Source organism: Streptomyces thermodiastaticus, assembly GCF_014656135.1.
Classification (GTDB): domain Bacteria; phylum Actinomycetota; class Actinomycetes; order Streptomycetales; family Streptomycetaceae; genus Streptomyces; species Streptomyces thermodiastaticus.
Genome location: NZ_BNBV01000027.1, coordinates 53752 through 75181 on the forward strand (window position 1 = coordinate 53752; position 21430 = coordinate 75181).

The 21430-nt window shown below is 74.2% G+C and carries 16 protein-coding genes and 1 tRNA gene; 2 read left to right on the forward strand and 15 right to left on the reverse strand.

The features are described from left to right. Nucleotides 1-56: 56 nt before the first annotated feature. Nucleotides 57-1523 carry an MFS transporter gene (locus IE286_RS21755; protein ID WP_189798450.1) on the reverse strand — a complete coding sequence of 489 codons (1467 nt, stop codon included), beginning with the start codon at nucleotides 1521-1523 and terminating at the stop codon, nucleotides 57-59. 329 nt (nucleotides 1524-1852) lie between these two features. On the opposite strand from IE286_RS21755, the gene IE286_RS21760 reads away from it, so the two are divergent. After that, nucleotides 1853-1924, forward strand: a tRNA-Cys gene (locus tag IE286_RS21760). A 183-nt stretch (nucleotides 1925-2107) separates the two neighbouring features. Here the strand turns inward: IE286_RS21760 and IE286_RS21765 are convergent. The 7 genes from IE286_RS21765 to IE286_RS21800 form a co-directional block, all read right to left on the reverse strand. Next, a complete protein-coding gene (locus tag IE286_RS21765) occupies nucleotides 2108-2671 on the reverse strand; it encodes an SUKH-4 family immunity protein (protein WP_189798451.1) in 564 nt (187 codons plus the stop codon). Between the two features lie 116 nt (nucleotides 2672-2787). Next, a complete protein-coding gene (locus IE286_RS21770) occupies nucleotides 2788-5100 on the reverse strand; it encodes a xanthine dehydrogenase family protein molybdopterin-binding subunit (RefSeq protein ID WP_189798452.1) in 2313 nt (770 codons plus the stop codon). Continuing rightward, a complete protein-coding gene (locus tag IE286_RS27350) occupies nucleotides 5097-7718 on the reverse strand; it encodes a 2Fe-2S iron-sulfur cluster-binding protein (RefSeq protein ID WP_229863319.1) in 2622 nt (873 codons plus the stop codon). The genes IE286_RS21770 and IE286_RS27350 overlap by 4 nt, the downstream gene beginning before the upstream one ends. Then, nucleotides 7715-8608 (reverse strand): FAD binding domain-containing protein, encoded by an 894-nt coding sequence (locus tag IE286_RS21785; RefSeq protein WP_189798453.1) that lies wholly within the window; start codon nucleotides 8606-8608, stop codon nucleotides 7715-7717. Before IE286_RS21785 ends, IE286_RS27350 begins: the two co-directional genes overlap by 4 nt. 305 nt (nucleotides 8609-8913) lie before the next feature. Then, a complete protein-coding gene (locus IE286_RS21790) occupies nucleotides 8914-10608 on the reverse strand; it encodes a beta-N-acetylhexosaminidase (protein WP_189798454.1) in 1695 nt (564 codons plus the stop codon). Between the two features lie 293 nt (nucleotides 10609-10901). Further along, a complete protein-coding gene (locus tag IE286_RS21795) occupies nucleotides 10902-11177 on the reverse strand; it encodes a DUF3039 domain-containing protein (protein ID WP_067388079.1) in 276 nt (91 codons plus the stop codon). A gap of 88 nt (nucleotides 11178-11265) precedes the next feature. Next, nucleotides 11266-11835, reverse strand: a complete 570-nt coding sequence (locus tag IE286_RS21800; protein WP_189798471.1) for a YqgE/AlgH family protein — start codon at nucleotides 11833-11835, stop codon at nucleotides 11266-11268. Between the two features lie 307 nt (nucleotides 11836-12142). On the opposite strand from IE286_RS21800, the gene murA reads away from it, so the two are divergent. Then, complete coding sequence (gene murA / locus IE286_RS21805; RefSeq protein WP_189798455.1) at nucleotides 12143-13483, forward strand: UDP-N-acetylglucosamine 1-carboxyvinyltransferase; 1341 nt, start codon at nucleotides 12143-12145, stop codon at nucleotides 13481-13483. Nucleotides 13484-13676: 193 nt separating this feature from the next. Here murA and IE286_RS21810 read toward each other — a convergent pair whose 3' ends face one another. The 7 genes from IE286_RS21810 to IE286_RS21840 form a co-directional block, all read right to left on the reverse strand. Then, on the reverse strand, nucleotides 13677-13958 hold the full coding sequence (locus IE286_RS21810) for an HU family DNA-binding protein (protein WP_189798456.1): 282 nt from the start codon (nucleotides 13956-13958) through the stop codon (nucleotides 13677-13679). A gap of 365 nt (nucleotides 13959-14323) precedes the next feature. Then, nucleotides 14324-15760 carry an NAD-dependent malic enzyme gene (locus tag IE286_RS21815; protein ID WP_189798457.1) on the reverse strand — a complete coding sequence of 479 codons (1437 nt, stop codon included), beginning with the start codon at nucleotides 15758-15760 and terminating at the stop codon, nucleotides 14324-14326. A 424-nt stretch (nucleotides 15761-16184) separates the two neighbouring features. Beyond that, complete coding sequence (locus tag IE286_RS21820) at nucleotides 16185-18584, reverse strand: HelD family protein (RefSeq protein WP_189798458.1); 2400 nt, start codon at nucleotides 18582-18584, stop codon at nucleotides 16185-16187. A 105-nt stretch (nucleotides 18585-18689) separates the two neighbouring features. Continuing rightward, nucleotides 18690-19496, reverse strand: coding sequence for a zf-HC2 domain-containing protein (locus IE286_RS21825; protein WP_189798459.1), 807 nt, complete (start codon nucleotides 19494-19496; stop codon nucleotides 18690-18692). Beyond that, nucleotides 19493-20050 (reverse strand): sigma-70 family RNA polymerase sigma factor, encoded by a 558-nt coding sequence (locus IE286_RS21830; protein ID WP_229863322.1) that lies wholly within the window; start codon nucleotides 20048-20050, stop codon nucleotides 19493-19495. The genes IE286_RS21825 and IE286_RS21830 overlap by 4 nt, the downstream gene beginning before the upstream one ends. Nucleotides 20051-20353: 303 nt before the next feature. Beyond that, entirely contained in the window at nucleotides 20354-20965 is a 612-nt protein-coding gene (locus IE286_RS21835) for a CGNR zinc finger domain-containing protein (RefSeq protein WP_189798461.1), read from the reverse strand. A gap of 181 nt (nucleotides 20966-21146) precedes the next feature. Continuing rightward, nucleotides 21147-21329, reverse strand: coding sequence for a DUF397 domain-containing protein (locus IE286_RS21840; protein WP_189798462.1), 183 nt, complete (start codon nucleotides 21327-21329; stop codon nucleotides 21147-21149). Nucleotides 21330-21430: the final 101 nt, after the last annotated feature.

Genomic DNA, 21430 nt, shown 5'->3' on the forward strand with positions numbered 1-21430 from the left:
CTCACATGGCGCCTACCGCACCGCCGTACGCGAGGGCCGGCGCCCACCGGTCGTCCTCACTTCGCCCGCAGCCGCGTCGTCACCCACGCCCCCACCAGGGCCACGCCCGCCATCGGCAGGAACACCGCGGCGAACGCCGCCGGGTGCGCCTCGGTGGCGGTGGCCGTCGCCGTCGAGGAGACGGCCGCCGAGCCGCCGCCCAGGGCCGCGAAGGCGGCGCCGCCCGCGGCGAGCAGCAGGATGTTGGACAGGGCGTCGGAGATCTGCAGGGCGGCGGAGTTGACACCGGCCTCGTGCGGGGCGGACAGCCGCAGCATCAGCACGCTGGTGGAGGCGATGACCAGGCCCATGCCGAAGCAGCCGAAGCCCCAGGCGACGGCGACCGTCCACACCGGCACGGAGCCGATCAGCACGCTCGGCGCGGTGGCGATCGCCGCGGCCACCAGCACCATCCCGAGCGTCATCAGCCGCTCGCGGTGCGGTGCCATCTGCGGCCGGGACTGCACCCACGAGCCCATCGCCCAGGTGGCCCCGCCCGCCGCCAGGGAGAACCCGGCGAGCGTCGGGGACAGGCCGCGCTGGGTGACCAGCATCAGCGGCACGAAGGACTCGGCGGCGATGAAGGAGCCGGCGGCCAGGCCGCGCAGCAGCACCACCGACGGCAGCCCGCGCGCCGCCCGGTAGGTGCCGCGCGGCAGCAGGCCCCGCACCGCCGGGACGAGCAGCGCGACCCCCGCCGCGCCGGGCAGCAGGGAGACCCACCGCAGGTCCTGCACCGCGTACTGCAGCAGCCCGGCGCCCAGCGAGATGCCGAGCGCGAGACGGATGCGCCGCCGGCCGGAGCCGGGCGGCTGTGCCGCGCCGTCCTCCTCCACCGGGCCGGCCGCCCGCCGGCGTATCTGCGGCAGGGCCACGGCGAGGGGCAGGACCACCAGCACCGGGATGCCGATGAACACCCAGCGCCAGCCGAGGTGTTCGGTGACCGCGCCGGAGGCGAGCGGTCCGACGATCGAGGGGACCACCCAGCTCGCCGCGAACGCCGCCATGATGGCCGGACGCAGCCGCTCGGGGTAGGCCCGCCCGACGACCACGTACAGGGCGACGATCACCAGACCCCCGCCCAGCCCCTGCACGGCCCGGCCCAGGACGAACACCCACATCGAGGCCGCCGTGCCGGCCAGCAGCAGCCCGGCCGCGAACGCCCCGATGCCCCCGGTCAGCGGTCCCAGCGGCCCCCGCCGGTCCGACCACTGCCCGGCCAGCACCATGCCGAACAGGCTGGTGGTGAAGTAGCCGGAGAACGCGAACGCGTACAGCGACAGCCCGTGCAGCTCCCGCGCCGCGACCGGCATCGCCGTGCCGACGGCGGTCGCCTCGAAGGCGATGAGCAGGACCACGGAGACGATGCCGATGCTCAGGGACCGGTAGGCCCGGCCGAGGACCGTGTCCGCGAAGGCGTCGCGTCCGGCCGCGGTGCCGGAGGTGTCCGCGACGGCGGTGTCGCGGGGGTCGAGGGCTGACATGCCCGCCAGCGTAAGGGCCGCCGACGGCTTTCGGCCCTGGCCCAGGTCGGTCACGTGCCCGGACCTTGGTCGTAGGACCGGGTTCGCTCCGCTCCCCCGTCGCCTCGCGACGTGCCGGCTGTCCGTCCGTACGGTTCCCCCTGGCGCCCGGTGCCCCTCCGTGCGGCCCGCCGGCCCTGTCCGTCGGTGCGCTCCCCGCCCTCGCGTGAATGCAGTGTGGCAGTCGTGTTGCACGGCCGACGGCACCCTTGAGTCACCGCTGTCACACGGCCTACCGTCGAGAAACCGAGTCCGGCACGGACCGCTTCGGTGGTCCGGTCGGTCGGCACGGCCGTGTGCCCGAGTGGTTCAGGGACTCGCCTGCAAAGCGAGTTACGCGGGTTCGATTCCCGCCACGGCCTCTACGGCATGACAGGCGGAACAGAGGGGCGGCACCCCGGCGGGAGTGCCGCCCCTCCGGCCGTCCGTCTCGGTTCTCGTATCGGTTCTCGTCTCGGTTGGGGCGTGGGACGGAACCGCCTTGTACCGACTCACTCACCCGGGGCCAGGCCCTGGTGGAGGGCGACACCCGACTGTGCCGCGGGTTACGCGGCTTCGATTCCCGCCACGGCCTCCGAGCAGGCCTCCGGCAACGCCTGCACCCGTTGCCCGCCGCGCCCCGACAGGGTGCGGTGGAACAGCCAGAGGCCGTGGGCGACGGTGGAGATGTCCTCCTCGAAGGGGTGGAGCGTGGCCTCGGAGGCGCTCCAGTTGCTGACCTCGCCGGTGATGCCGTCGACCACCAGGCTGCCGTCCTCGGCGAACTGGCCGAGGCGTATGAGGCGGTCGGCGTGGGCGGGGAGTCCGGCGGCGCAGCCGGCCTCGGGGTGTTCGTCGGCGTAGTACTCGGTGAGGGGGCGCAGCGGGGCGTCGACGTCCAGCTCGAAGAGCAGGCCGTCCTCCGGCAGACCCGTGTCGCGCAGGAAGCGGCGGGTCGGCTCGTGGGTGAGCGCGAGGGGGAAGTCGATCTCCTCGAAGCGGACGACGCGACCCCGGCCGAACTCCTGGTCCAGCAGGCGGGCCGGGATGCGCAGGGCGAGGCCCGGCTGCCCGCATCCCCGGCCGGCGGTGCGCGCCGCGGCCACGGTGCCCGTGCAGATGGTGCTCATCGGCTCCCCCCGGTGCTGTCCGAAGCCCTCGTTTCGACTGAGAACAACACTACGGTGTACCACTGACACCGCGTCAGGCCGGACGCGGGTCCCCGGTGAGGCGGTCGGTGAGACCGTCACTGGCCGGTGACCACCGCGGCCTGGGGGCGGATGGGCAGGCGGTTGACCGGGCGGCCGGTGGCGGCCCGGACCGCGGAGGCGATCGCCGCCGGGGAGGCCACCACGGGGACCGCGCTGACCGCCTTGGCGCCGAAGGGCGCCACGACGTCCCGTTCCTCGACCAGTTTCACGATCTGGATGTCGGGCGCGTCCAGCGCGGTGGGCAGGGCGTAGCCCGTCAGGTCGGGGTGGCGGACCTGGCCGCGCGGGGTGCGCAGGTTCTCCGTGAGGGCGATGCCCACGCCCTGGGTGACCCCGGCCTCGATGCGGGCGGCCAGCTGCGCCGGGTTCAGCACGTGACCGACGTCCTGGGCCACCGCGAGTTCGACGACGCGGACCGAGCCCAGCTCGATGTCCACGTCCACCACCGCGCGGATCGCGCAGAAGGCCAGGCCCACGAAGGCGTCGCCCTGGCCGGAGCCGTCCAGCGGCTCGGTGGGGTGGGGACGGCACTGGGCGGTCGCCCACAGTTCCTTGCCCTGGAATGCCTCGGCGACCGGGGTGGACAGCACACCGTCGTAGGAGGTGATCTTGCCGTCGGCGATCTGCAGCAGCTCGGTGGACATGCCGAACTTCTGCGCCAGCGGCTGGAGCAGCTGGGTGCGGACCATCTTGGCCGCGCGTTCCACGGCGCCTCCCGACACCCAGGTGTGCCGGCCCCGGCAGCCCGCGCCCGCGGGGGGCTGGTCGGTGTCCACGGGGGCGACGTGGACCTCGTCGATGCCGAGGGTCTCCTGCACGATCTGCCGGGCGAGGGTGGCGAAGCCCTGGCCGGTCTCGACGGCCGCGCACAGCACCGTGCCGACGCCGTTCTCGACCCGCACCGTGGCCGTGGACACCTCGTCGGCGCCCTCCGCGCCCAGCATGTGCACCATGCCCAGGCCGTAGCCCACGCCGCGCCGCACCGCGCCGGGCTCGCCGGCGCCCTCCGGGCCGCCGGGCAGCAGCCATTCCTCCTCGGGGACGTCCTTGGGCAGCGGGGGAAGCGGGTGCTCGCGGACCGCCTGGAGGAGTTCGGCGACCGGGGCCGGGCAGGTCACCGTCTGCCCGGTGGGCAGGACGTCACCGGTGGCCATCACATTGCGCAGCCGCAGCTCGGCCGGGTCGAGTCCGAGCCTGCGGGCCAGCTTGTCCATCTGCGCCTCGTAGGCCGCGCACACCTGCATCGCGCCCTCGCCGCGCACATGGCCGGAGGGCGGGTTGTTGGTGCGCACCGCCCAGCCCTCGATGAAGGCGTTGGGGACGACGTAGGGGCCGCAGGCGAAGGCGACAGCGGCGGCGAGCGCGTCGGAGGAGGTGTCCGCGTAGGCGCCCGCGTCCAGCAGGATCTGCGCCTCGACCTTGACGAGTCTGCCCTCGGCGTCGGCGTGGTGCCGGTAGCGCAGCAGCGTCGGATGGCGGTGGACGTGCCCGAGGAAGGACTCCTCACGGGTCGCCGTCAGCTTCACCGGGCAGCCGGTCTTCAGCGCCAGCAGGCCGAGGGGGAGCTGGAAGCCGCGGTCCTCGCGGTCCGCCGTGGCGCCGGGGACACCGGTGACGACGATCTTCACGCGTTCCGGCGGCAGGCCGTAGCAGGCGGCGAGCACGTCACGGTCGGTGTGCGGGTCGGTGGAGGCGGTGTACAGCTCCACGCCGCCGTCCGGGCGGGGCACCGCGAGACCGGCCTCGGCGCCGATCGGGGCCGGGTCCTGCCGGCCGATGCGGTACAGGCCCTCGACGACGACCTCGCCGACCGCGTTCGGGTCGCCGTGGCGCAGCGGGATGTGGCGGATCAGGTTGCCGTCCGGGTGCAGCGGCTCGGCCTCGAAGGCCTGCTCGGGGTCGGTGACGGGGTCGAGCACCTCGTACTCGACGATGACCGCGGCGGCGGCCATCCGCGCGGTGTCCGGGTGGTCGGCGGCGACGGCCGCGATGGGCTCGCCGTGGTGGCGTACGACCTCGGAGGCGAACACCGGGCGGTCGGCCGTGCCGCGCCCGTACAGCGGTGTGCCGGGGACGTCCTCGTGGGTGATGACGGCCCGGACGCCGGGCATCGACCGCGCGTGGCTGGTGTCGATGGAGACGATGCGCGCATGCGGGTGCGGGGAGCGCAGGACGGCACCCCACAGCAGGCCCTCGGCCCACAGGTCGGCGGCGTAGGGGAAGGTGCCCTCCGTCTTGGCGCGGGCGTCGGCGGCCGGCACCGAGGCGCCGATACCGTGCGGCGCCGGCTCCGGCGCGGGTGCCTGCGCGGTCGTGGTGGCGGCAGCGGTGGCGGCTTCGTTGCTCACACCTGGCCTCCGTCCTGGCCGTAAGGGTCGTGCGGGTGCGGGGAGTCGAACGCCGAGGGGTGCACCCCGCCGGCTCCGGGGCCCGCCTGGTGCGGGATGAGCGGCTCGGCGGCGGCCGTCTCACCGGCGCCGGGCGCGGCGTGCCCGGCGACCACCGGGTACTCCGTCTGCCCCGGCAGGCCCGGCTGCTCCGGGTGGCCGAAATCGTTCGCCTGGCCAGGAGGGCCGGGGTGGCCGAAATCACTCGCCGGATCCGGGTGTTCCGCGTGGCCGGATCCGTTCGCCTGGTCCGGGTGTGCGGGGGGCTCGGTGCCCCCTGTCGTGTCGTCCGGCTCCTCGGTCTGCTCCGCGTCGGTGTGCTCGGCCGCTGCCTGGGCCTCGCGCTCCGCGACGACCTCCCGCACGGCCTGCAGGACGCCCCGGTAGCCCGAGCAGCGGCACAGGTTGCCGCACAGCGCCTGACGGGTCTCCAGCTCGGTGGGGGCCGGGTTGCCCTCCAGCAGGTCGTGCACGGTCATCGCCATGCCGGGCACGCAGAAGCCGCACTGCACCGCGCCGCAGCGGGCGAGCGCCCGCTGCACGTCCGAGGGCTGCCCGTCGACGGCGAGCCCCTCCACGGTGCGGACCTCGCTGCCGGCCGCGGTCACCGCCGGCATCAGGCAGGAGGCGACGAGACGGCCGTCGACCTGCACGTTGCAGGCACCGCACTCGCCCTGCGAGCAGCCGTCCTTGGCCCCGGCGAGCCCGAGGCGCTCACGCAGCACGTACAGCAGCGACTCACCGATCCAGGCGTCCGTGACCGGCCGGTCGACGCCGTTGACGCGCAGCATGTAGGAGGCGAGCGGGTGCTCGTCCTGCGGGGGCGCGACCGGCTGTTCCTGGGGATCCGGCACGGCCTCCTGCGGGGCCGGGGCCGACTCCTGCGGGGCCGTCGCTGCTTCCTGCTGCGCGGGGGCCTGCTCCAAGGGCTGTTCCTGCCCGGCGGCCGGCGCGGGCTGCTCCGGGGACGGCTGCGCCTGCTCGAAGGCCTGCTGCTCCTGCCCGGCGGACTGCGTGGCCTGGTCCGGGGTGGGCTGGGCCTGCTCGGGGGCCTGCTGCTGCGGGGACGGCTGCTCCGCGACCGGCTGTTCCGGGGACGGCTGCCCGGAGGCCGGGGCGTTCGCGGCGGCGAGCTCCGTGGCCTGCTGCTCGGGCGCCGGAGCAGGGGCAGGGGTCTCGGCGGCTGCGGGCGCGGCGGCGCCCTCGGCCGCCAGGGGCTGCGCCGGCTGCTCGGCGGCGCCGGTGTCACCGGCGGCTACCGGGTGGGCGGCCACGGGATCCTGGCCCTGTCCATCGGGGGCGGGGTGCGCGGGGCCGTGTTCCGCGGGCGCGCCGGCCGGCCGCTGGGGTGCCGGGGTTCCCTGTTCGGCGGGCGCGGGTCCTTCCGCGGGCGCGTCCGCGGGCACGGGTGCCGGGGCGGCCGGTTCGGCGGGGGCAGGCCCGTCGGCCATGGCCGCGTCCGGCACGCGGGCGTCGGCCACGGCGCCGGCGGACTCGGGCCCGGCAGGCACGGCACCGCCCTGCTCGGGGGTGCCGGGCACGGCCCCGGCGGGCGCGGGTCCGGCGGCCTCGGGCGCACCGGGCACGGGGTACGCGCCGGAGTGCTGTCCGGGCGCCGCATGTTCCCCGGGCCCGTGCGGCATCGACGGCGCGGCCGCGTCCGTCCCGGCGGCCAGGGCACCGGAGCCGGCGTCGGAAGGGCCGGGGCCGGTCCCCGGGTCACCGGCCTGCTCGGGCATCGGGGACGCGGCAGGCCGCGGGTAGCCGGAAGGCTCGGGGTAGCCGGAGGGGGCGCCCTGGTCCGGGTATCCGGCGGCTTCTTGGTGCTCCGCATACCCGGCGGGCTCGGCGTGCTCCGGGTATCCGGCACCGGCGGGCTCGGCGTGCTGCGGATAAGCGTGCGGCTCCGGCTGCGCGGGGGCCTGTGCCGGCTGTCCCCAGGGCTCGCCTGCCGCCTGGGTGGCCCAGGGTGCGGGGGCGCCGCCGGGCAGGGTGTCCGGAGCGGTGCCGCCCCACTGCTGCATCAGGGGCGGCGTCGCGAACTCACCCGAATCGTCGGGAAGTTGCCCGTCGGCGACCGGAACCGACCACTGCCCGGTCACGTCGTGACCGGTGGCACCGGGGACGGTTCCCTCGTGGCCGGCGACGCCGTGCCCCGCCTGGATGTCCTGCGGGGTCTGGGCCGCCGGATAGGACCACTGCTGGGTGGCCTCGGGCTCGTAGGTGAACTGGTCGTCCATGCCCGCGCCCGCGCCGGGATGCGTGCCCGGGTAGGCGGCCGCGTCCTGCGGCAGCGCGCCCGGGTCGGACCACTGCGTCCCCTCGGCGGGCGTGGCCTGGACGTTCCAGGCGGCGGCCGGGTCGGTGGCCGCGTCGGACGCGGACGTGACCGTTATCTGCGGGGGCACGTAGCCGTGGCCCGGTGCGGCCAGCGGGCTCTGCCCGTTCAGGAGGGCGTCGACGCCCCCCTCGGGCAGGGTCACGAAGGCGGTGGCGCCGTCGTCGTAGTCGCCCTGGGGCAGCGGGTTCCAGCGCCCGCCGCTGTCCGGCGTCCCCTCCGCGTACTGGTCGTCCGTCACGACAGCGCCCTCCCCAGTGCTCGTCGGGCCAGCGCGGCGACGGTGCGCCGCAGGTGCAGTACGGCGGGCGAAAGCTGCTGCACGGAGCCGTCCTCCGCCGGGGCCGGATCGGGGATGCAGGCCGCGGCGACGTACTCGCCGAAGGCGTGCAGCGCCTCCGGGACGATCGCGCGGTCGTTGTCCCAGTCGATGAGCTGGGCCACCCACTGCTCGGCGTCCAGGGGCCGCAGCGGCATCGGCGCTATGGCGCCCACCGCGCAGCGCACACCGCGCCGGGCCGGGTCGAGGACCAGCGCCACGGAGGCGACCGCGCGGCCCGGTCCGGTGCGGCCGGTGGCCTTCAGGAAGACCTGCGGGGCGTGCAGCAGCGGAACGCGCACGTAGCCGATCAGTTCGCCGGCGCGCAGCATCTCCACACCGGCCAGCAGGTGCGAGACGGGGATCTCCCGGCGGGCGTCGCCCGGGCCCGCGATGATCAGCGTGGCCTCCAGGGCGGCGAGGACCGGCAGCGCGTCCCCGGTGGGAGCGGCCGAGGCGATGTTGCCGCCGAGGGTGCCCGCGTTGCGGATGTGCGGGGGGCCCGCGGCGCGCGCGGCCGCGGCCAGCGCCGGGATCAGGGCGGCGAAGTCGGGGCGGCCCATGCGGGCGTGGGTCAGTCCGGCGCCGAGCAGCGCGTGCCCGTCCTGGTACTGCCAGCTGCGGATCTCGCTGATCCGGCCGAGGCCGACCAGCGCGGTCGGCCTGAGCTGACCGGAGTTGACCGCGGCCATGAGGTCGGTGCCGCCCGCGACCGGTACGGCGGCCGGCACGGCGGTCAGTGCCGCGACGGCCTCGTCCAGCGTCGTGGGCAGCGTGACGGCCTGCCCCGCCTGCGGTGCGTGCGTGGTCAACCCGGCTGCCCCTTCCCGCTGCCCCACTGGTCCCACCCGTGCCGTACGGTACGGCCTGACAGGGCGGACGTGGCAACTCTGGCACATCTTCGCAGGGGTCCGGGACACGGGGCCGCCGGGTGAGGTTCGCCCACCTCATCGGGGAGTCTGCGGTTTTGGCACACCATCACCGATGCGAGCGAATTACTACGGTTCGCTGGTTCTTGCGGGTTTTTCCAGCAGTCAGTTCGAGACAACGGGAGGAACGGTACCTTCCGCGGCCGGCCGGTCACCGTGTGGCCGGTGCCGCGCCAGCACCGGCCCGCTCACCGCGCCGGCGGCGTCCCTTCGACGGGACGGCCGGGGACACCGGGGCGCCGCTGCCAGGGCAGCGGCCCGGTGGGCGGCCGGTAGGCGACGCCGAGCCCGTCCAGGCGCCGGTAGTGGGTCCGCATCCGCCGTTCGAAACCGGCGAAGTCCCGCCGCTCAGGGGCCGGCAGGGCGCTCCAGGCCACCTCGGCGAAGGCGGCCAGCCGCGGGAAGGCCTGGTAGTCGAGGCGGGCGGCGTCCTCCGTCACCTCGGTCCACAGGTTGGCCTGGGTGCCCAGCACATGGCGGGCCTGACCGGCGTCGAGCCCGTCCGGGACCGGCTCGAAGCGGTAGACGTCCTCCAGGGTGCGGACGTACCCGATCGGCACCGGCTCGTCGGCGCCCGTGTCCTGCCGGTGGTCCAAGTACACGTGCTGCTCGGGGCACATGACGACGTCGTGCCCGGCCCGTGCGGCGGCGATCCCGCCGGCGTAGCCGCGCCAGGAGGACACCGCCGCCCCGGGGGTCAGGCCGGTTGCCGCCCCCGGGCCGCCGTCCGGTCCGGTGCCGCCGGCCGTCCGGACCCCCTCCAGGATCTCGTCCCAGCCGATGAGCCGGCGTCCGCGCGCGGCGAGCCAGGTGTCGAAGTGGCCGATGAACCAGGCCTGGAGTTCCTCCTCGCCGGACAGGCCGAGTTCGGCGATCCGGGCCTGCGCGGCGGGCGAGGCACGCCACTGCTCCTTGGGGCACTCGTCGCCGCCGAGGTGCACGAAGGCCGAGAACCGCCCGGCGTGCGCGGGGAAGAGGTCGAGCACCTCTTCTAGGACGTTCTCGTAGAAGCGCAGGGTGGTGTCCGTGGGCGCGAGGACGTTCCTGCTGATGCCCCAGTCGTCCCAGACGGTGAGGGCGGCGGTGTCGACGACGTCGGTGTTGCCGAGTTCCGGGTAGGCGGCGATGGCGGCCTGGGAGTGCCCGGGGACGTCGATCTCGGGGACGACGGTGATGTGCCGCTCGGCGGCGTAGGCGACGATCTCCCGGATGTCGTCCTGGGTGTAGTAGCCGCCGTGCGGCTTCTCCTCCCACAGCGGGGAGGCGCGGTGGCCGAACCGGCTGCGGGCGCGCCAGGAGGCGATCTCGGTCAGGTGCGGGTACCGCAGGATCTCGATGCGCCAGCCCTGGTCGTCCGTCAGGTGCAGATGCAGGACGTTGAGTTTGTGGGCGGCCATCAGGTCGAGGTAGCGCAGCACCCCGTCCTTGGGCAGGAAGTGCCGGGCGACGTCCAGCAGCAGGCCGCGCCAGCGGAAGCGGGGGGCGTCCTCGACGACCTGGGCCGGGACCGCGCGGACGGCTTCGGGGCGTACGGGGGCGCGGCGGAAGGCGTCCGGACCGAGCAGCTGGCGCAGGGTCTGCGCGCCCCAGAAGACCCCGGCCGCATCGCCGCCGCATATCTCCGCGTCACGGCCGGTGACCGTGAGCCGGTAGCCCTCGGGCTCGAGGGTGTCGTCCAGGCGCAGCCGCAGCACGCCCGGCGCGTCCTCGCCTGCGGCCGGCGGCAGCGGCAGGCCGAGGGCGGGGCCGAGCACCGCGCGCAGCCAGCGGGCGGTGGTGTCCGTGCCGGGGGCGGCCCACACGGTGGTGTCCGCGCCGAAGCGGAACACGTCCGGTGCGGCGGCGCCCTGGGCGGCGCGCGGCGCCGGGATCACATCGGTCATGGCAGCCCTTCCCGTGGCGGCAGCGGCTCCCGGGCGGGGGCCGCAGGGCCATGGGTAGCGCCGCGGTCGCCGCGGTGCAATCGCCGTTGCACATGCTGCGCACGCCCGGGGACGGCCCAGGCCCCCGGGGGCGTGCGAGAGGGCGTCCTCGGGGGCCTGGTGCGGGCTGCTGCCGCCGCTGCCGGGCGGTGAGCGGGCCGTCCGGCGACGTGACCGCCGCCGGAGCCGGCAGGGCGCGGATCCGGCGGGTCACCGTCCGCGGCGGTATCCGGCGGGTCACCGTCCGCGGCGGGTCACTTCTTGTCGTCGCCCTCGCCGCCGCTGCCCATGGAGTCGTAGATCTCCTTGCACAGCGGGCACACCGGGTACTTCTTCGGGTCGCGGCCGGGCACCCACACCTTGCCGCACAGCGCCACGACGGGGGTGCCGTCCAGGGCGCTCGCCATGATCTTGTCCTTCTGGACGTAGTGGGCGAAACGCTCGTGGTCGCCGTCGCCGTGGGACACCTGCGGTGTCGGCTCTACGAGTGTCCCCGTACCAGTCCCGCGCTCGGGCTCGAGAGTGCTCATACCGCAAGGGTACTGAAGCGCACGGGCTTCGGGCCCGGTCCCGGTGGGTGCGCCCTCCGGCCGGTGGACGCACGGTCCGGGCAGGCCCTCAGTTGAGCGACGGGTCGTCGGGATACGTGGCGACCATCGCCAGTTCGTTGCGCTGCCGGCGCAGCACGGAGCGCCAGAGTTTCTCCGGGGCGGGCGAGGAGACGTCGCCGGGTTCGGACTCCACGACGTACCACGCGCCCTCCACCAGCTCGTCCTCCAGCTGGCCGGGGCCCCAGCCGGCGTATCCGGCGAAGATCCGCAGCGAGCCCACCGCCGAGGCGAGCAGCTCCGGCGGGGCCTCCAGGTCGACCAGGCCGATCGCGCCGTGCACCCGGCGCCAGCCGAGCGGGGCCTCCCCCGTCGCGCCGCCCGGGATCACGGCCACGCCGAGCGCGGAGTCCAGCGAGACCGGGCCGCCCTGGAAGACCACGCCGGGTTCTCCTGCGAGGTCGGCCCAGCCCTCCAGGATGTCGCCGACGCCCACGGGGGTGGGGCGGTTGAGGACGACACCGAGGGAGCCCTCCTCGTCGTGGTCGAGGAGGAGCACCACCGCACGGTCGAAGTTCGGGTCCGCCAGGGCGGGAGTGGCCACGAGCAGCCGCCCTGTGAGCGAGGACACCTCGGTCATGCCAGACATGATCCCGCATCTTCCCCCGCTCTGGGGAGCCGACCGGGCTGGCGGAGTGAGGCCGGCACCGACGCACGGAAGCGTCACCGGCGCACGGCCGCGGGGCGGCCGCAGAGCGGTGACCCGCTGTGCCCGCCGCCCGACGGTTCGTGTTGTGACACAGCCATGACGTTCGGTCCGTGCTCGGGCGTACTTCTATCGGGTGCGCGGAGATTACTCTGATCCTCCGGCCCCTGCCCGACATCCCGGCGCGGAAATCGAGAGATATCGGCCGTAATCCTGCCCACCTCATCGGAACGCGAGATACATGAGCGTCAACGACGATGTCCTGCTGGTCCATGGCGGAACCCCGCTGCAGGGCGAGATCCGGGTCCGCGGTGCGAAGAACCTCGTGCCGAAGGCGATGGTCGCCGCTCTGCTCGGCAGTGAGCCAAGTCGCCTGCGCAACGTTCCGGACATCCGTGACGTGCGGGTCGTACGCGGCCTGCTCCAGCTGCACGGCGTGACGGTCCGCCCGGGTGACGAGCCGGGCGAACTGGTGCTCGACCCGACGCGGGTGGAGCGCGCCAACGTGGCCGACATCGATGCCCACGCCGGCTCCAGCCGCATCCCGATCCTCTTCTGCGGCCCGCTGTTGCACCGGCTGGGCCATGCGTTCATACCGGGCCTGGGCGGCTGCGACATCGGCGGCCGGCCGATCGACTTCCACTTCGACGTGCTGCGCAAGTTCGGCGCGGTCATCGAGAAACGGGCCGACGGACAGTACCTGGAGGCCCCGAAGGGGCTGCGCGGCACCAAGATCCGGCTGCCGTACCCGTCCGTCGGCGCCACCGAGCAGGTGCTGCTGACGGCCGTACTGGCCGAGGGCGTCACGGAGTTGTCCAACGCGGCCGTCGAGCCGGAGATCGAGGACCTGATCTGCGTGCTGCAGAAGATGGGCGCGATCATCGCGATGGACACCGACCGCACCATCCGCATCACCGGCGTGGACAAGCTGCGCGGCTTCACCCACCGGGCCATCCCGGACCGGCTGGAGGCGGCGTCCTGGGCGTCGGCGGCGCTGGCGACCGAGGGCGACATCTATGTGCGCGGCGCCCAGCAGCGGTCGATGATGACGTTCCTGAACACCTACCGGAAGGTGGGCGGTGCCTTCGAGATCGACGACGAGGGCATCCGGTTCTGGCACCCCGGCGGGCAGTTGACGTCCATCGCGCTGGAGACGGACGTGCACCCCGGCTTCCAGACCGACTGGCAGCAGCCGCTGGTGGTGGCCCTCACCCAGGCCACCGGCCTGTCGATCATCCACGAGACGGTGTACGAGTCCCGTCTCGGCTTCACCTCCGCGCTGAACCAGATGGGCGCGCACATCCAGCTGTACCGCGAGTGCCTGGGCGGCTCCGACTGCCGGTTCGGCCAGCGCAACTTCCTGCACTCCGCGGTGGTGTCGGGCCCGACCCGGCTGCAGGGCGGCGACCTGGTCATCCCGGACCTGCGCGGCGGTTTCTCCTACCTGATCGCGGCGCTGGCCGCGCAGGGCACCTCCCGCGTCCACGGCATCGACCTGATCAACCGCGGCTACGAGAATTTCATGGAGAAGCTCGTGGACCTGGGCGCCAAGGTGGAGCTGCCCGGCCAGACGCTGGGCTGACGGGCACCGCGGGTCCGGTCCGGGCCCGGGCGGTGCCCGAGGCCCGGTCGGGACGGTCCCGGCACGGGGCACGGGCAAGCGTCTGAGGCGCCGACGACGACGGGGCGGCCCCCCAGGAGGGGGCCGCCCCGCTGACGTTGTGATCGGCCCTAGCGGGCCGCGTCGGCCGTCCCGTGGCGCACCGGCGGCACGGTCAGTTGCCCTTGGCGGCTTCCTTGAGCTTGCTGCCCGCGGACACCTTCACGCTGTAGCCGGCCGGGATCTGGATCGGCTCGCCCGTCTGCGGGTTACGGGCGGTGCGAGCGGCACGGTGGGTGCGCTCGAAGGTGAGGAAGCCAGGGATGGTGACCTTCTCGTCCCCCTTGGAGACGATGTCGCCGACGATGTCGGCGAACGCGGCCAGCACGGCGTCGGCGTCCTTGCGGGTCACCTCGGCGCGTTCGGCCAGCGCGGCCACCAGCTCACTGCGGTTCATGTTGTTACTCCCAAGTTCTTCTTGCCATTGCGGCGTGCCACGCGGCGAAGCCGCATGTTGGGCCAGCGAAGCCGATGCTGCCAGGGTCCTCGGTCGGTCCCCGGACCGGGTCCCTCGTCAGACCCTCGCGCCCAGGGAGGCATCCTGCCTCCACCTGCGGCGGGAAAGCCAATCCGGCACCCGTTGGAGTCGTGAGAACACCCGTGGGAGTCACACGAAGAGAGGGCTTGCCGCATGCGCCACGGCAGGGCGCGTCCCTGACGACGCGTATGCGGACGCGTCGGTTCCGGGCCGCACCGTGGCGATCATCACGCCCGGTACGGCCCGTGGCCGCCCCTGTGAGCGGCCGGCGTGCGCGGGCCAGGTCAGAGGCCCGTCGCGCTGCTGACGGCGGCGGCACCGGCCGCCTTGGCGGCCTCGCGGACCGCGCCGGCGACGGCACCGGCGACCTTGTCGTTGAAGACCGACGGGATGATGTAGTTCGGGTTCAGCTCGTCCTCGCTGACCACGTCGGCCAGGGCCTGCGCGGCGGCCAGCATCATCTCGGTGTTCACGGTGCGGGACTGCGCGTCCAGCAGGCCGCGGAAGACGCCCGGGAAGACCAGCACGTTGTTGATCTGGTTGGGGAAGTCGGAGCGGCCGGTGGCGACAACTGCCGCCGTCTGGCGGGCGATCGCCGGGTCGACCTCCGGGTCGGGGTTCGCGAGCGCGAACACGATCGCGTCGTCGGCCATGGCGGCCACGTCGTCGCCGTCGAGCACGTTCGGGGCGGAGACGCCGATGAAGACGTCCGCGCCGCGCACGGCCTCTTTCAGCGTGCCGGTGAGGTTCTCGGGGTTGGTGTTGTCGGCGATCCAGCGCAGCGCCGAGCCGGGGGCGGCGTCCACCAGGTCCTCGCGGCCGGCGTGCACCACACCGTGGATGTCGGCGACGACCGCGTTCTTCACACCGGCGGCGAGCAGCAGCCTGAGGATGGCCGTGCCCGCGGCGCCGGCGCCGGACATCACCACGCGCACGGTGTCGATCGGCTTGCCCACCACGCGCAGGGCGTTGGTGAGCGCGGCGAGCACGACGATCGCGGTGCCGTGCTGGTCGTCGTGGAAGACGGGGATGTCCAGGGCCTCGCGCAGCCGGGCCTCGATCTCGAAGCAGCGCGGCGCGGAGATGTCCTCCAGGTTGATGCCGGCGAAGCCGGGCGCGATCGCCTTGACGATCTCGACGATGGCATCGGTGTCCTGGGTGTCCAGGCAGATCGGCCAGGCGTCGATGCCGGCGAACCGCTTGAACAGGGCCGCCTTGCCCTCCATCACGGGCAGCGCGGCCTTGGGGCCGATGTTGCCCAGGCCGAGCACGGCGGAGCCGTCGGTCACGACGGCGACGGAGTTCCGCTTGATGGTCAGGCGGCGCGCGTCCTCGGGGTTCTCGGCGATGGCCATGCACACCCGGGCCACACCCGGCGTGTAGACCATGGACAGGTCGTCACGGTTGCGGATGGGGTGCTTGGACGCCATCTCGATCTTGCCGCCGAGGTGCATCAAGAAGGTCCGGTCGGAGACCTTGCCGAGCGTGACGCCCTCGATGCCCCGCAGCTTCTCGACGATCTCCTCCGCGTGCGCGGTGGAGGTGGCCGCGATGGTGACGTCGATCCGCAGTTTCTCGTGACCGGAAGCAGTGACGTCGAGGCCGGTCACCGAGCCTCCGGAGGACTCCACCGCGGTGGTGAGCTGCGAGACGGCGGTTCCGCTCGCGGGCACCTCCAGCCGGATGGTCATCGAGTAGGAGACGCTGGGCGCCGTTGCCATGGCCGACTTCCTCTGCTTTCACCGTTCACGAAGTACTGCCGTCCGATCGTCGCACCTACCTGCGAGTACGTGGTAACCGCCCCGGGTTGCGGCCTCAGTGTTCACAGACACGGTCCGGTCTCGGAAAGCGGATCCCACGATACGAGAGACCAGGGGCGGCGACGGCAGGTGTCCCGGACAGCGAAGAGGCCCACGTCACAAGGTGACGTGGGCCTCTCACATGCTCGATGACACCGACCCGCCATGCTCGCCTCGCGGCAAGTGGTCGCTCGAAGCGACAATGGTTGGGCCCGGGGGCTTGGATCGGGCCGGTGCCACCCCAAGGCTAACAAACGGATCCCCTGCACCATTCCCGCCGACGCGGCCCGCCCGGACACGCCTCGTCGCGCTGCGTCCGGCCGGACCGGGCGCCGTGCGGCGAAGTTCAGTCCCGCAGCAGGTCCGGCACGCCGGCCTCGTCCGGTTCGTCCCGCTCCCCCGCGATCACGGTCAGCTCCCGTGTGGCCCGGGTCAGGGCGACGTAGAGCACCCGCAGACCGGCCGGCGACTCGTCGGCGATCTCCGCCGGGGAGACGACGAGCGTGGCGTCGTACTCCAGCCCCTTGGCCTCCAGGCTGCCCAGCGCCACCACACGGTCCCCGAACCCCGCCAGCCAGCGGCGGGCCTCCTCGCGGCGGTCCATGGCGACGATCACGCCGACGGTGCCGTCCACCCGCGCGAGCAGCCGCCCGGCCTCCGCCCGCACGGTGTCGCCCAGCCGCTGTCCGGCGACCACGAACCGCGGCCGCAGGCCCGTGGAGCGCACCGCCGACGGCGGCCGGGAGCCCGGCATGGCCAGCGCGAGCACCTTGCCGGCCAGCTCGGCGATCTCGGCCGGGTTGCGGTAGTTCACGGTCAGCTCGAAGCGGCGGCGCGGCCGGGTGCCCAGGGCCTCGTCGCGGGCGCCGGCGGCCTCGTCCGGGTCCGACCAGGAGGACTGGGCCGGGTCGCCCACCACCGTCCAGGTGGCGTGCCGGCCGCGGCGGCCCACCATGCGCCACTGCATCGGGGTGAGGTCCTGCGCCTCGTCCACGATGACATGCGCGTACTCGGTGCGCTCCTGCGCCAGCCGCTCGGCCCGCTCACGCTGCGTCTCCTCGCGCACCGGCATCAGCTCCTCCAGGCCGGTGAGCTGGTCCAGCGGATCGATCTCCCGCTTCTTGCGCGGGCGGGTCGGGGTGCCGAGGATCGCCTGCAGCTCGTCGAGCATCGCCACGTCGTGCACCGAGTAGCCGTCCCGCTTCAGCGAGCGGGCGACCTTGCGCACCTCGCCCGGGTCGAGGGCGCGGCGCGCCCAGCGGCCCAGCCGCCGCTCGTCGGCCATCGCGGCGAGCACGGCCCGCGGGGTCAGCTCCGGCCACCAGGCGTCGAGGAAGGCCTGGAAGTCGTCCTCGGCGGTGACCTCCTCGTCGAAGGACGCGCGCAGCTCGGCCGCCAGCTCCGGGTCGGTGGCGCGGGCCGCCGCCCCGGAGAGCTCCCACAGGGCGTCCAGCAGCAGCCGGCGGGCGCGCGGGCGCAGCAGGTTCACCGGCGCGGTGCCGCCCAGGGCGGTGCGCCGGATGCGTTCCAGTTCGCCGCCCTCCAGCTCCAGCCGGCGGCCGAAGGCCACCACCCGCAGCCGCGTCGGCGGCCCGGCGGGGGCCGCGGTGTCCGCGTCGTCCGCGGCGGTGTCGTCGAAGGTGAGCTGTCCCACCGGTGCGCCCGCACCCGGTCCGAGTTCCAGTGCGCCCCGCGCCGCCTTCCGCAGCACCTTCAGCATCCGGGTGGAGCCCTTGATCCGGGCCACGGCCGGCGTGTCGTACAGCGTGGCCTCCACGCCGTCGACCAGCGAGCCCAGCGCCCGGATGGCGACCTGCCCCTCCTCCCCGAGGGACGGCAGCACGCCCTCGGTGTACGCGACCAGCAGCGGGGTCGGCGAGACGATCAGGATGCCGCCCGCGTACCGGCGGCGGTCCTGGTAGAGCAGGTAGGCGGCCCGGTGCAGGGCGACCGCCGTCTTCCCGGTGCCCGGCCCGCCCTCGACGTACGTCACGGAGGCGGCGGGCGCGCGGATGACGCGGTCCTGCTCGGCCTGGATGGAGGCGACGATGTCCCGCATGCTGTGGCCGCGGGACCGGCCCAGCGCGGCCATCAGCGCGCCGTCGCCGACCGCGGTCAGCTCCTCGCCGTCCAGGTAGGCGGTCAGCTCCGGCCGCATCAGGTCGTCCTCGACCCCGAGGACGCGCCGCCCCTTGGACCGGATCACGCGCCGCCGCACGACCCGGCCCGGCTCGACGGGCGTGGCCCGGTAGAACGGGGCCGCGGCCGGCGCGCGCCAGTCGATGACCAGCGGCGAGTAGTTCTCGTCGAGGACGCCGATCCGGCCGATGTGCAACGTTTCGGCGATGTCGGCGGTGTTGTCGGCGCGCACCGCGCCCTCGGCGGGCTCCACCGCCGTGTACGCCCCGTCGGGCCCCTTCTTGCCGTCCTTGCCGCGCAGCAGGTCGATCCGGCCGAAGAGGAAGTCCTCGAACTCGTTGTTGAGACGATTGAGGTGGACGCCCGCCTGGAAGACCTGCGCGTCGCGCTCGGCCAGGGCGCCGGGTGTGCCGATCTGGCCGCGACGGGCCGCGTCCTCCATGAGGAACTCGGCTTCCTGGATCTTCTCCTCGAGCCGCCGGTACACCCGGTCCAGGTGTCGCTGTTCACCGCGGATCTCCCGGTCGCGCACCGAGTCGTCCGCCGCCTCGTGCGCTGTGCTGTGAACCGATCCGACCGCGGTTTCCTGTTGAGCCTGAGCGGCCACCGGGCCCCCTTCTGACGTGCTGGGCAGCCGTCAACCGTACGCGAAGGGGACCCGTGGGCGGAAGCCGGACCCCGCCGGTGCCCGCACCGCCGGCCGCGCGGGCGGTCAGGCGCGGACCCGCACGAGCGTCCTTCCGTCCAGGGTGATCACCTCGAAACGCTCGATCTGGTGCGGGCTGAGGGCCGCCCCGCCGTGCACGTACAAAGGCTCCTCCGCCTTCCCGGCCGAGCCGCCCGCCGGCACGCCGTAGCCGTCGTCCGGCACGGACCAGGTGGTGAGCGTCTCCCGCTCCCCGTTCCGGCCGACGGCGACGAGGGTGCACCGCTTCGGGCCGGTGACGTTCTCCAGCCGCAGCACGGCATCGGTCCCCCAGGCCCTCGGCGCCAGCGCCACGGTGGCGGTGACGTGCGTGGCCGGGTCGGTGGCGGACACCTTGTCGGGCATCTGCCGGAACACGGCCTGCGCGGAGGTCACGGCCACCGCGGAGGAACCGCCGCTGTCCGTCGCCCGCACCGCGTACACCGTCAGCGGGCCGCCCACGATCAGCGCCACCGCGGCCGCGACCAGGTACCGGGCGCGCCGGCGCCGGCGGGTTCGGCGGGCGGCGACCTCGTCGAGCAGCTTCTCCGCCGGCCGCGGGCGAGGCCCGGCGGACAGCGACGCGCCGAGGGAGGGTGTGCCGATGGGGCCGGGCCGCTCCGCGAGCGCGGCCAGCACCGGCTCCAACCCGGCCAGCTCCTCCAGCTGTCGCGCGCACCACTCGCACGCGGCCAGGTGTTCCTCGAAAGCGGTCGCCTCGGCGTCGTCGAGGATGCCGAGGGCGTAGGCACCGACCGTCTCGTGCACGTCCGCGGCCGGGGTTTCCCGCCTGGAGCCGGGCTCGCCCGGACCGTCCGCACCGGACCTCGTCATGCCGTCACCCCCCGCTCCTGAAGTGCCAGTTTCATCGACCGCAGGGCGTAGAACACCCGGGACCGCACGGTGCCGCTGGGGATGCCCAGGGTCTCGGCCGCCTCGTTGACGGTACGCCCCTTGAAGTACGTCTCGACCAGGACTTCACGGTGCGCCGGGGTCAGGTCCTCCAGCGCGTCCGACAGCGTCATCAGCCACAGCGCCTTGTCTATCTCGTCCTCCGCGGGGATCGCCTCCAGCGGTGACGGGTCGACCTCGTGCGGCCGGGCCTGCCGGCTGCGGTGCCCGTCGATGACGATGCGGCGCGCGACCGTCACCAGCCAGGGACGCACCGAGCCGGCCCGGTCGAGCCGCCCGGCGTTCTTCCAGGCCCGGATCAGTGTCTCCTGCACCACGTCCTCGGCGCGCTGCCGGTCCCCGGCGACCAGCCTGAGCACATAGGCGAGCAGAGGGCCGGCGTGCTCCCGGTACAGGGCGCGCATCAGTTCCTCGTCGGGCTCCGAGGAGGGCGCGGGCACGCGTCGCCCGGCCGCGGGCCCACGCTCCCTCGCCATGGCCGCATCCTTGCCCACGCCCACCTCCGGTGTCCGGCGGCTTTCTCGGTCGCCCGCTCAGGGACGGGTACGGACGCCCGTCCCGGGATGTTCAACGGGACCGCAGGACGGTCCGGAGGACGGTCCACGGTGTGCGCCGTGAACCGGGCGACAGAGGGAGGCGACAAGGCGACAGAGGGAGGCGACGAGGGGAAGTACCGGGACACCCTCACCCCGAACGCCTCAGTCCGTCCACCCACATGTGAGCGACACGACGTGCGCCGCCGCCGTGATGTGCGGCACACGTCTGTGCTCCCCGGTGGCCTAGCGGCCTGCGCGGGCGCGGGCCACGCGGCGGCGGTGGCGGGCGACCCGCTCCCGGTTGCCGCACACCTCGCTGGAGCACCAGCGCCTGCGCCGGCCCCGCGAGGTGTCCAGGTAGACGATCGGGCAGTTGTCGCCCGCGCACTGGCGCAGCGCGGACCGGGTGACCGGGTCGGTGAGCAGGTCCACCGCGTCCCGCGCGACGGCCGCGAGCAGCGCCGTGCACCCGGGCGGGCCGTCCAGCGCCCGCACCAGGGTGCCGTCCCCGCCGCGCACCGCCCGGGGCGCCGGCGGCGCGAGACGGGCCAGGGCGTTGACGCGGGCGAGCGCGAGGTCGCACGGCGGGGTGTCCACGGTGCCCGCGGCGAGCTGCGTCCGCACCAACCAACCGATGTCGTCGCGCAGTTCACGGAACCGGGGCGGCCAGGAGGCGTCGGCGTGCGTCAGCGCGGTGCCCGGCGGCACCAGGTGCGCCCCGGTGATCCAGGCGCACAGCGCGGGCAGGGAGCCGAGATGCTCGCCGGGATGCGCGGTGGCCAGCAGGTCCAGGCAGATCCGTCCGGCGTCGAACCGCAGTCCGTACGGGGTCGTGACAGCCGCACCTGATGCCATGTTCCTGTCACCGCCTAGGACAGGGAGCGCATTCCCTGTCCCACAGTGCCTGCCCGCCCCCGCGGCCGGAACCCCTCGAACCGGCCGGGCTCACGGCCACCTGGTGACAGCGAGGGTGATCACCGCGGCGATGCGGAACCCGGTACGGCGTCCTCGGCCGTGCCCGCCGCACCGGGGTCCGTCACGCGCCGGCCTCCGCGGCGTAGGAGAGGAACTCCGCCCAGGCGGAGGGGGCGACGGTGAGGTGAGGGGTGGCGGGCGCCTTGGAGTCGCGGATGTGGATCGCGGTCGGGGTGGCGGCGACCTCGACACAGCTCGTACTGTCCCCGCTGTGACTGGACTTGCGCCAGTGGAGTTTCGGCACGGCCGCTCCCTCAGATGTCCCGGATGAGGCGTCGGACGAAGTCGCGCGACTCGGCGGGCCCGAGCGCACAGCTCTCCATGCGATTCAGCACGGCACGGTAC

Coding starts and splice junctions, on each gene's coding strand:
- IE286_RS21755 (WP_189798450.1), bottom strand. CDS start 1,523: ATGTCAGCCCTCGACCCCCGCGACACCGCCGTCGCGGACACCTCCGGC.
- IE286_RS21765 (WP_189798451.1), bottom strand. CDS start 2,671: ATGAGCACCATCTGCACGGGCACCGTGGCCGCGGCGCGCACCGCCGGC.
- IE286_RS21790 (WP_189798454.1), bottom strand. CDS start 10,608: ATGACCGATGTGATCCCGGCGCCGCGCGCCGCCCAGGGCGCCGCCGCA.
- IE286_RS21795 (WP_067388079.1), bottom strand. CDS start 11,177: ATGAGCACTCTCGAGCCCGAGCGCGGGACTGGTACGGGGACACTCGTA.
- IE286_RS21800 (WP_189798471.1), bottom strand. CDS start 11,835: ATGACCGAGGTGTCCTCGCTCACAGGGCGGCTGCTCGTGGCCACTCCC.
- murA (WP_189798455.1), top strand. CDS start 12,143: ATGAGCGTCAACGACGATGTCCTGCTGGTCCATGGCGGAACCCCGCTG.
- IE286_RS21810 (WP_189798456.1), bottom strand. CDS start 13,958: ATGAACCGCAGTGAGCTGGTGGCCGCGCTGGCCGAACGCGCCGAGGTG.
- IE286_RS21815 (WP_189798457.1), bottom strand. CDS start 15,760: ATGGCAACGGCGCCCAGCGTCTCCTACTCGATGACCATCCGGCTGGAG.
- IE286_RS21825 (WP_189798459.1), bottom strand. CDS start 19,496: ATGACGAGGTCCGGTGCGGACGGTCCGGGCGAGCCCGGCTCCAGGCGG.
- IE286_RS21830 (WP_229863322.1), bottom strand. CDS start 20,050: ATGGCGAGGGAGCGTGGGCCCGCGGCCGGGCGACGCGTGCCCGCGCCC.
- IE286_RS21835 (WP_189798461.1), bottom strand. CDS start 20,965: ATGGCATCAGGTGCGGCTGTCACGACCCCGTACGGACTGCGGTTCGAC.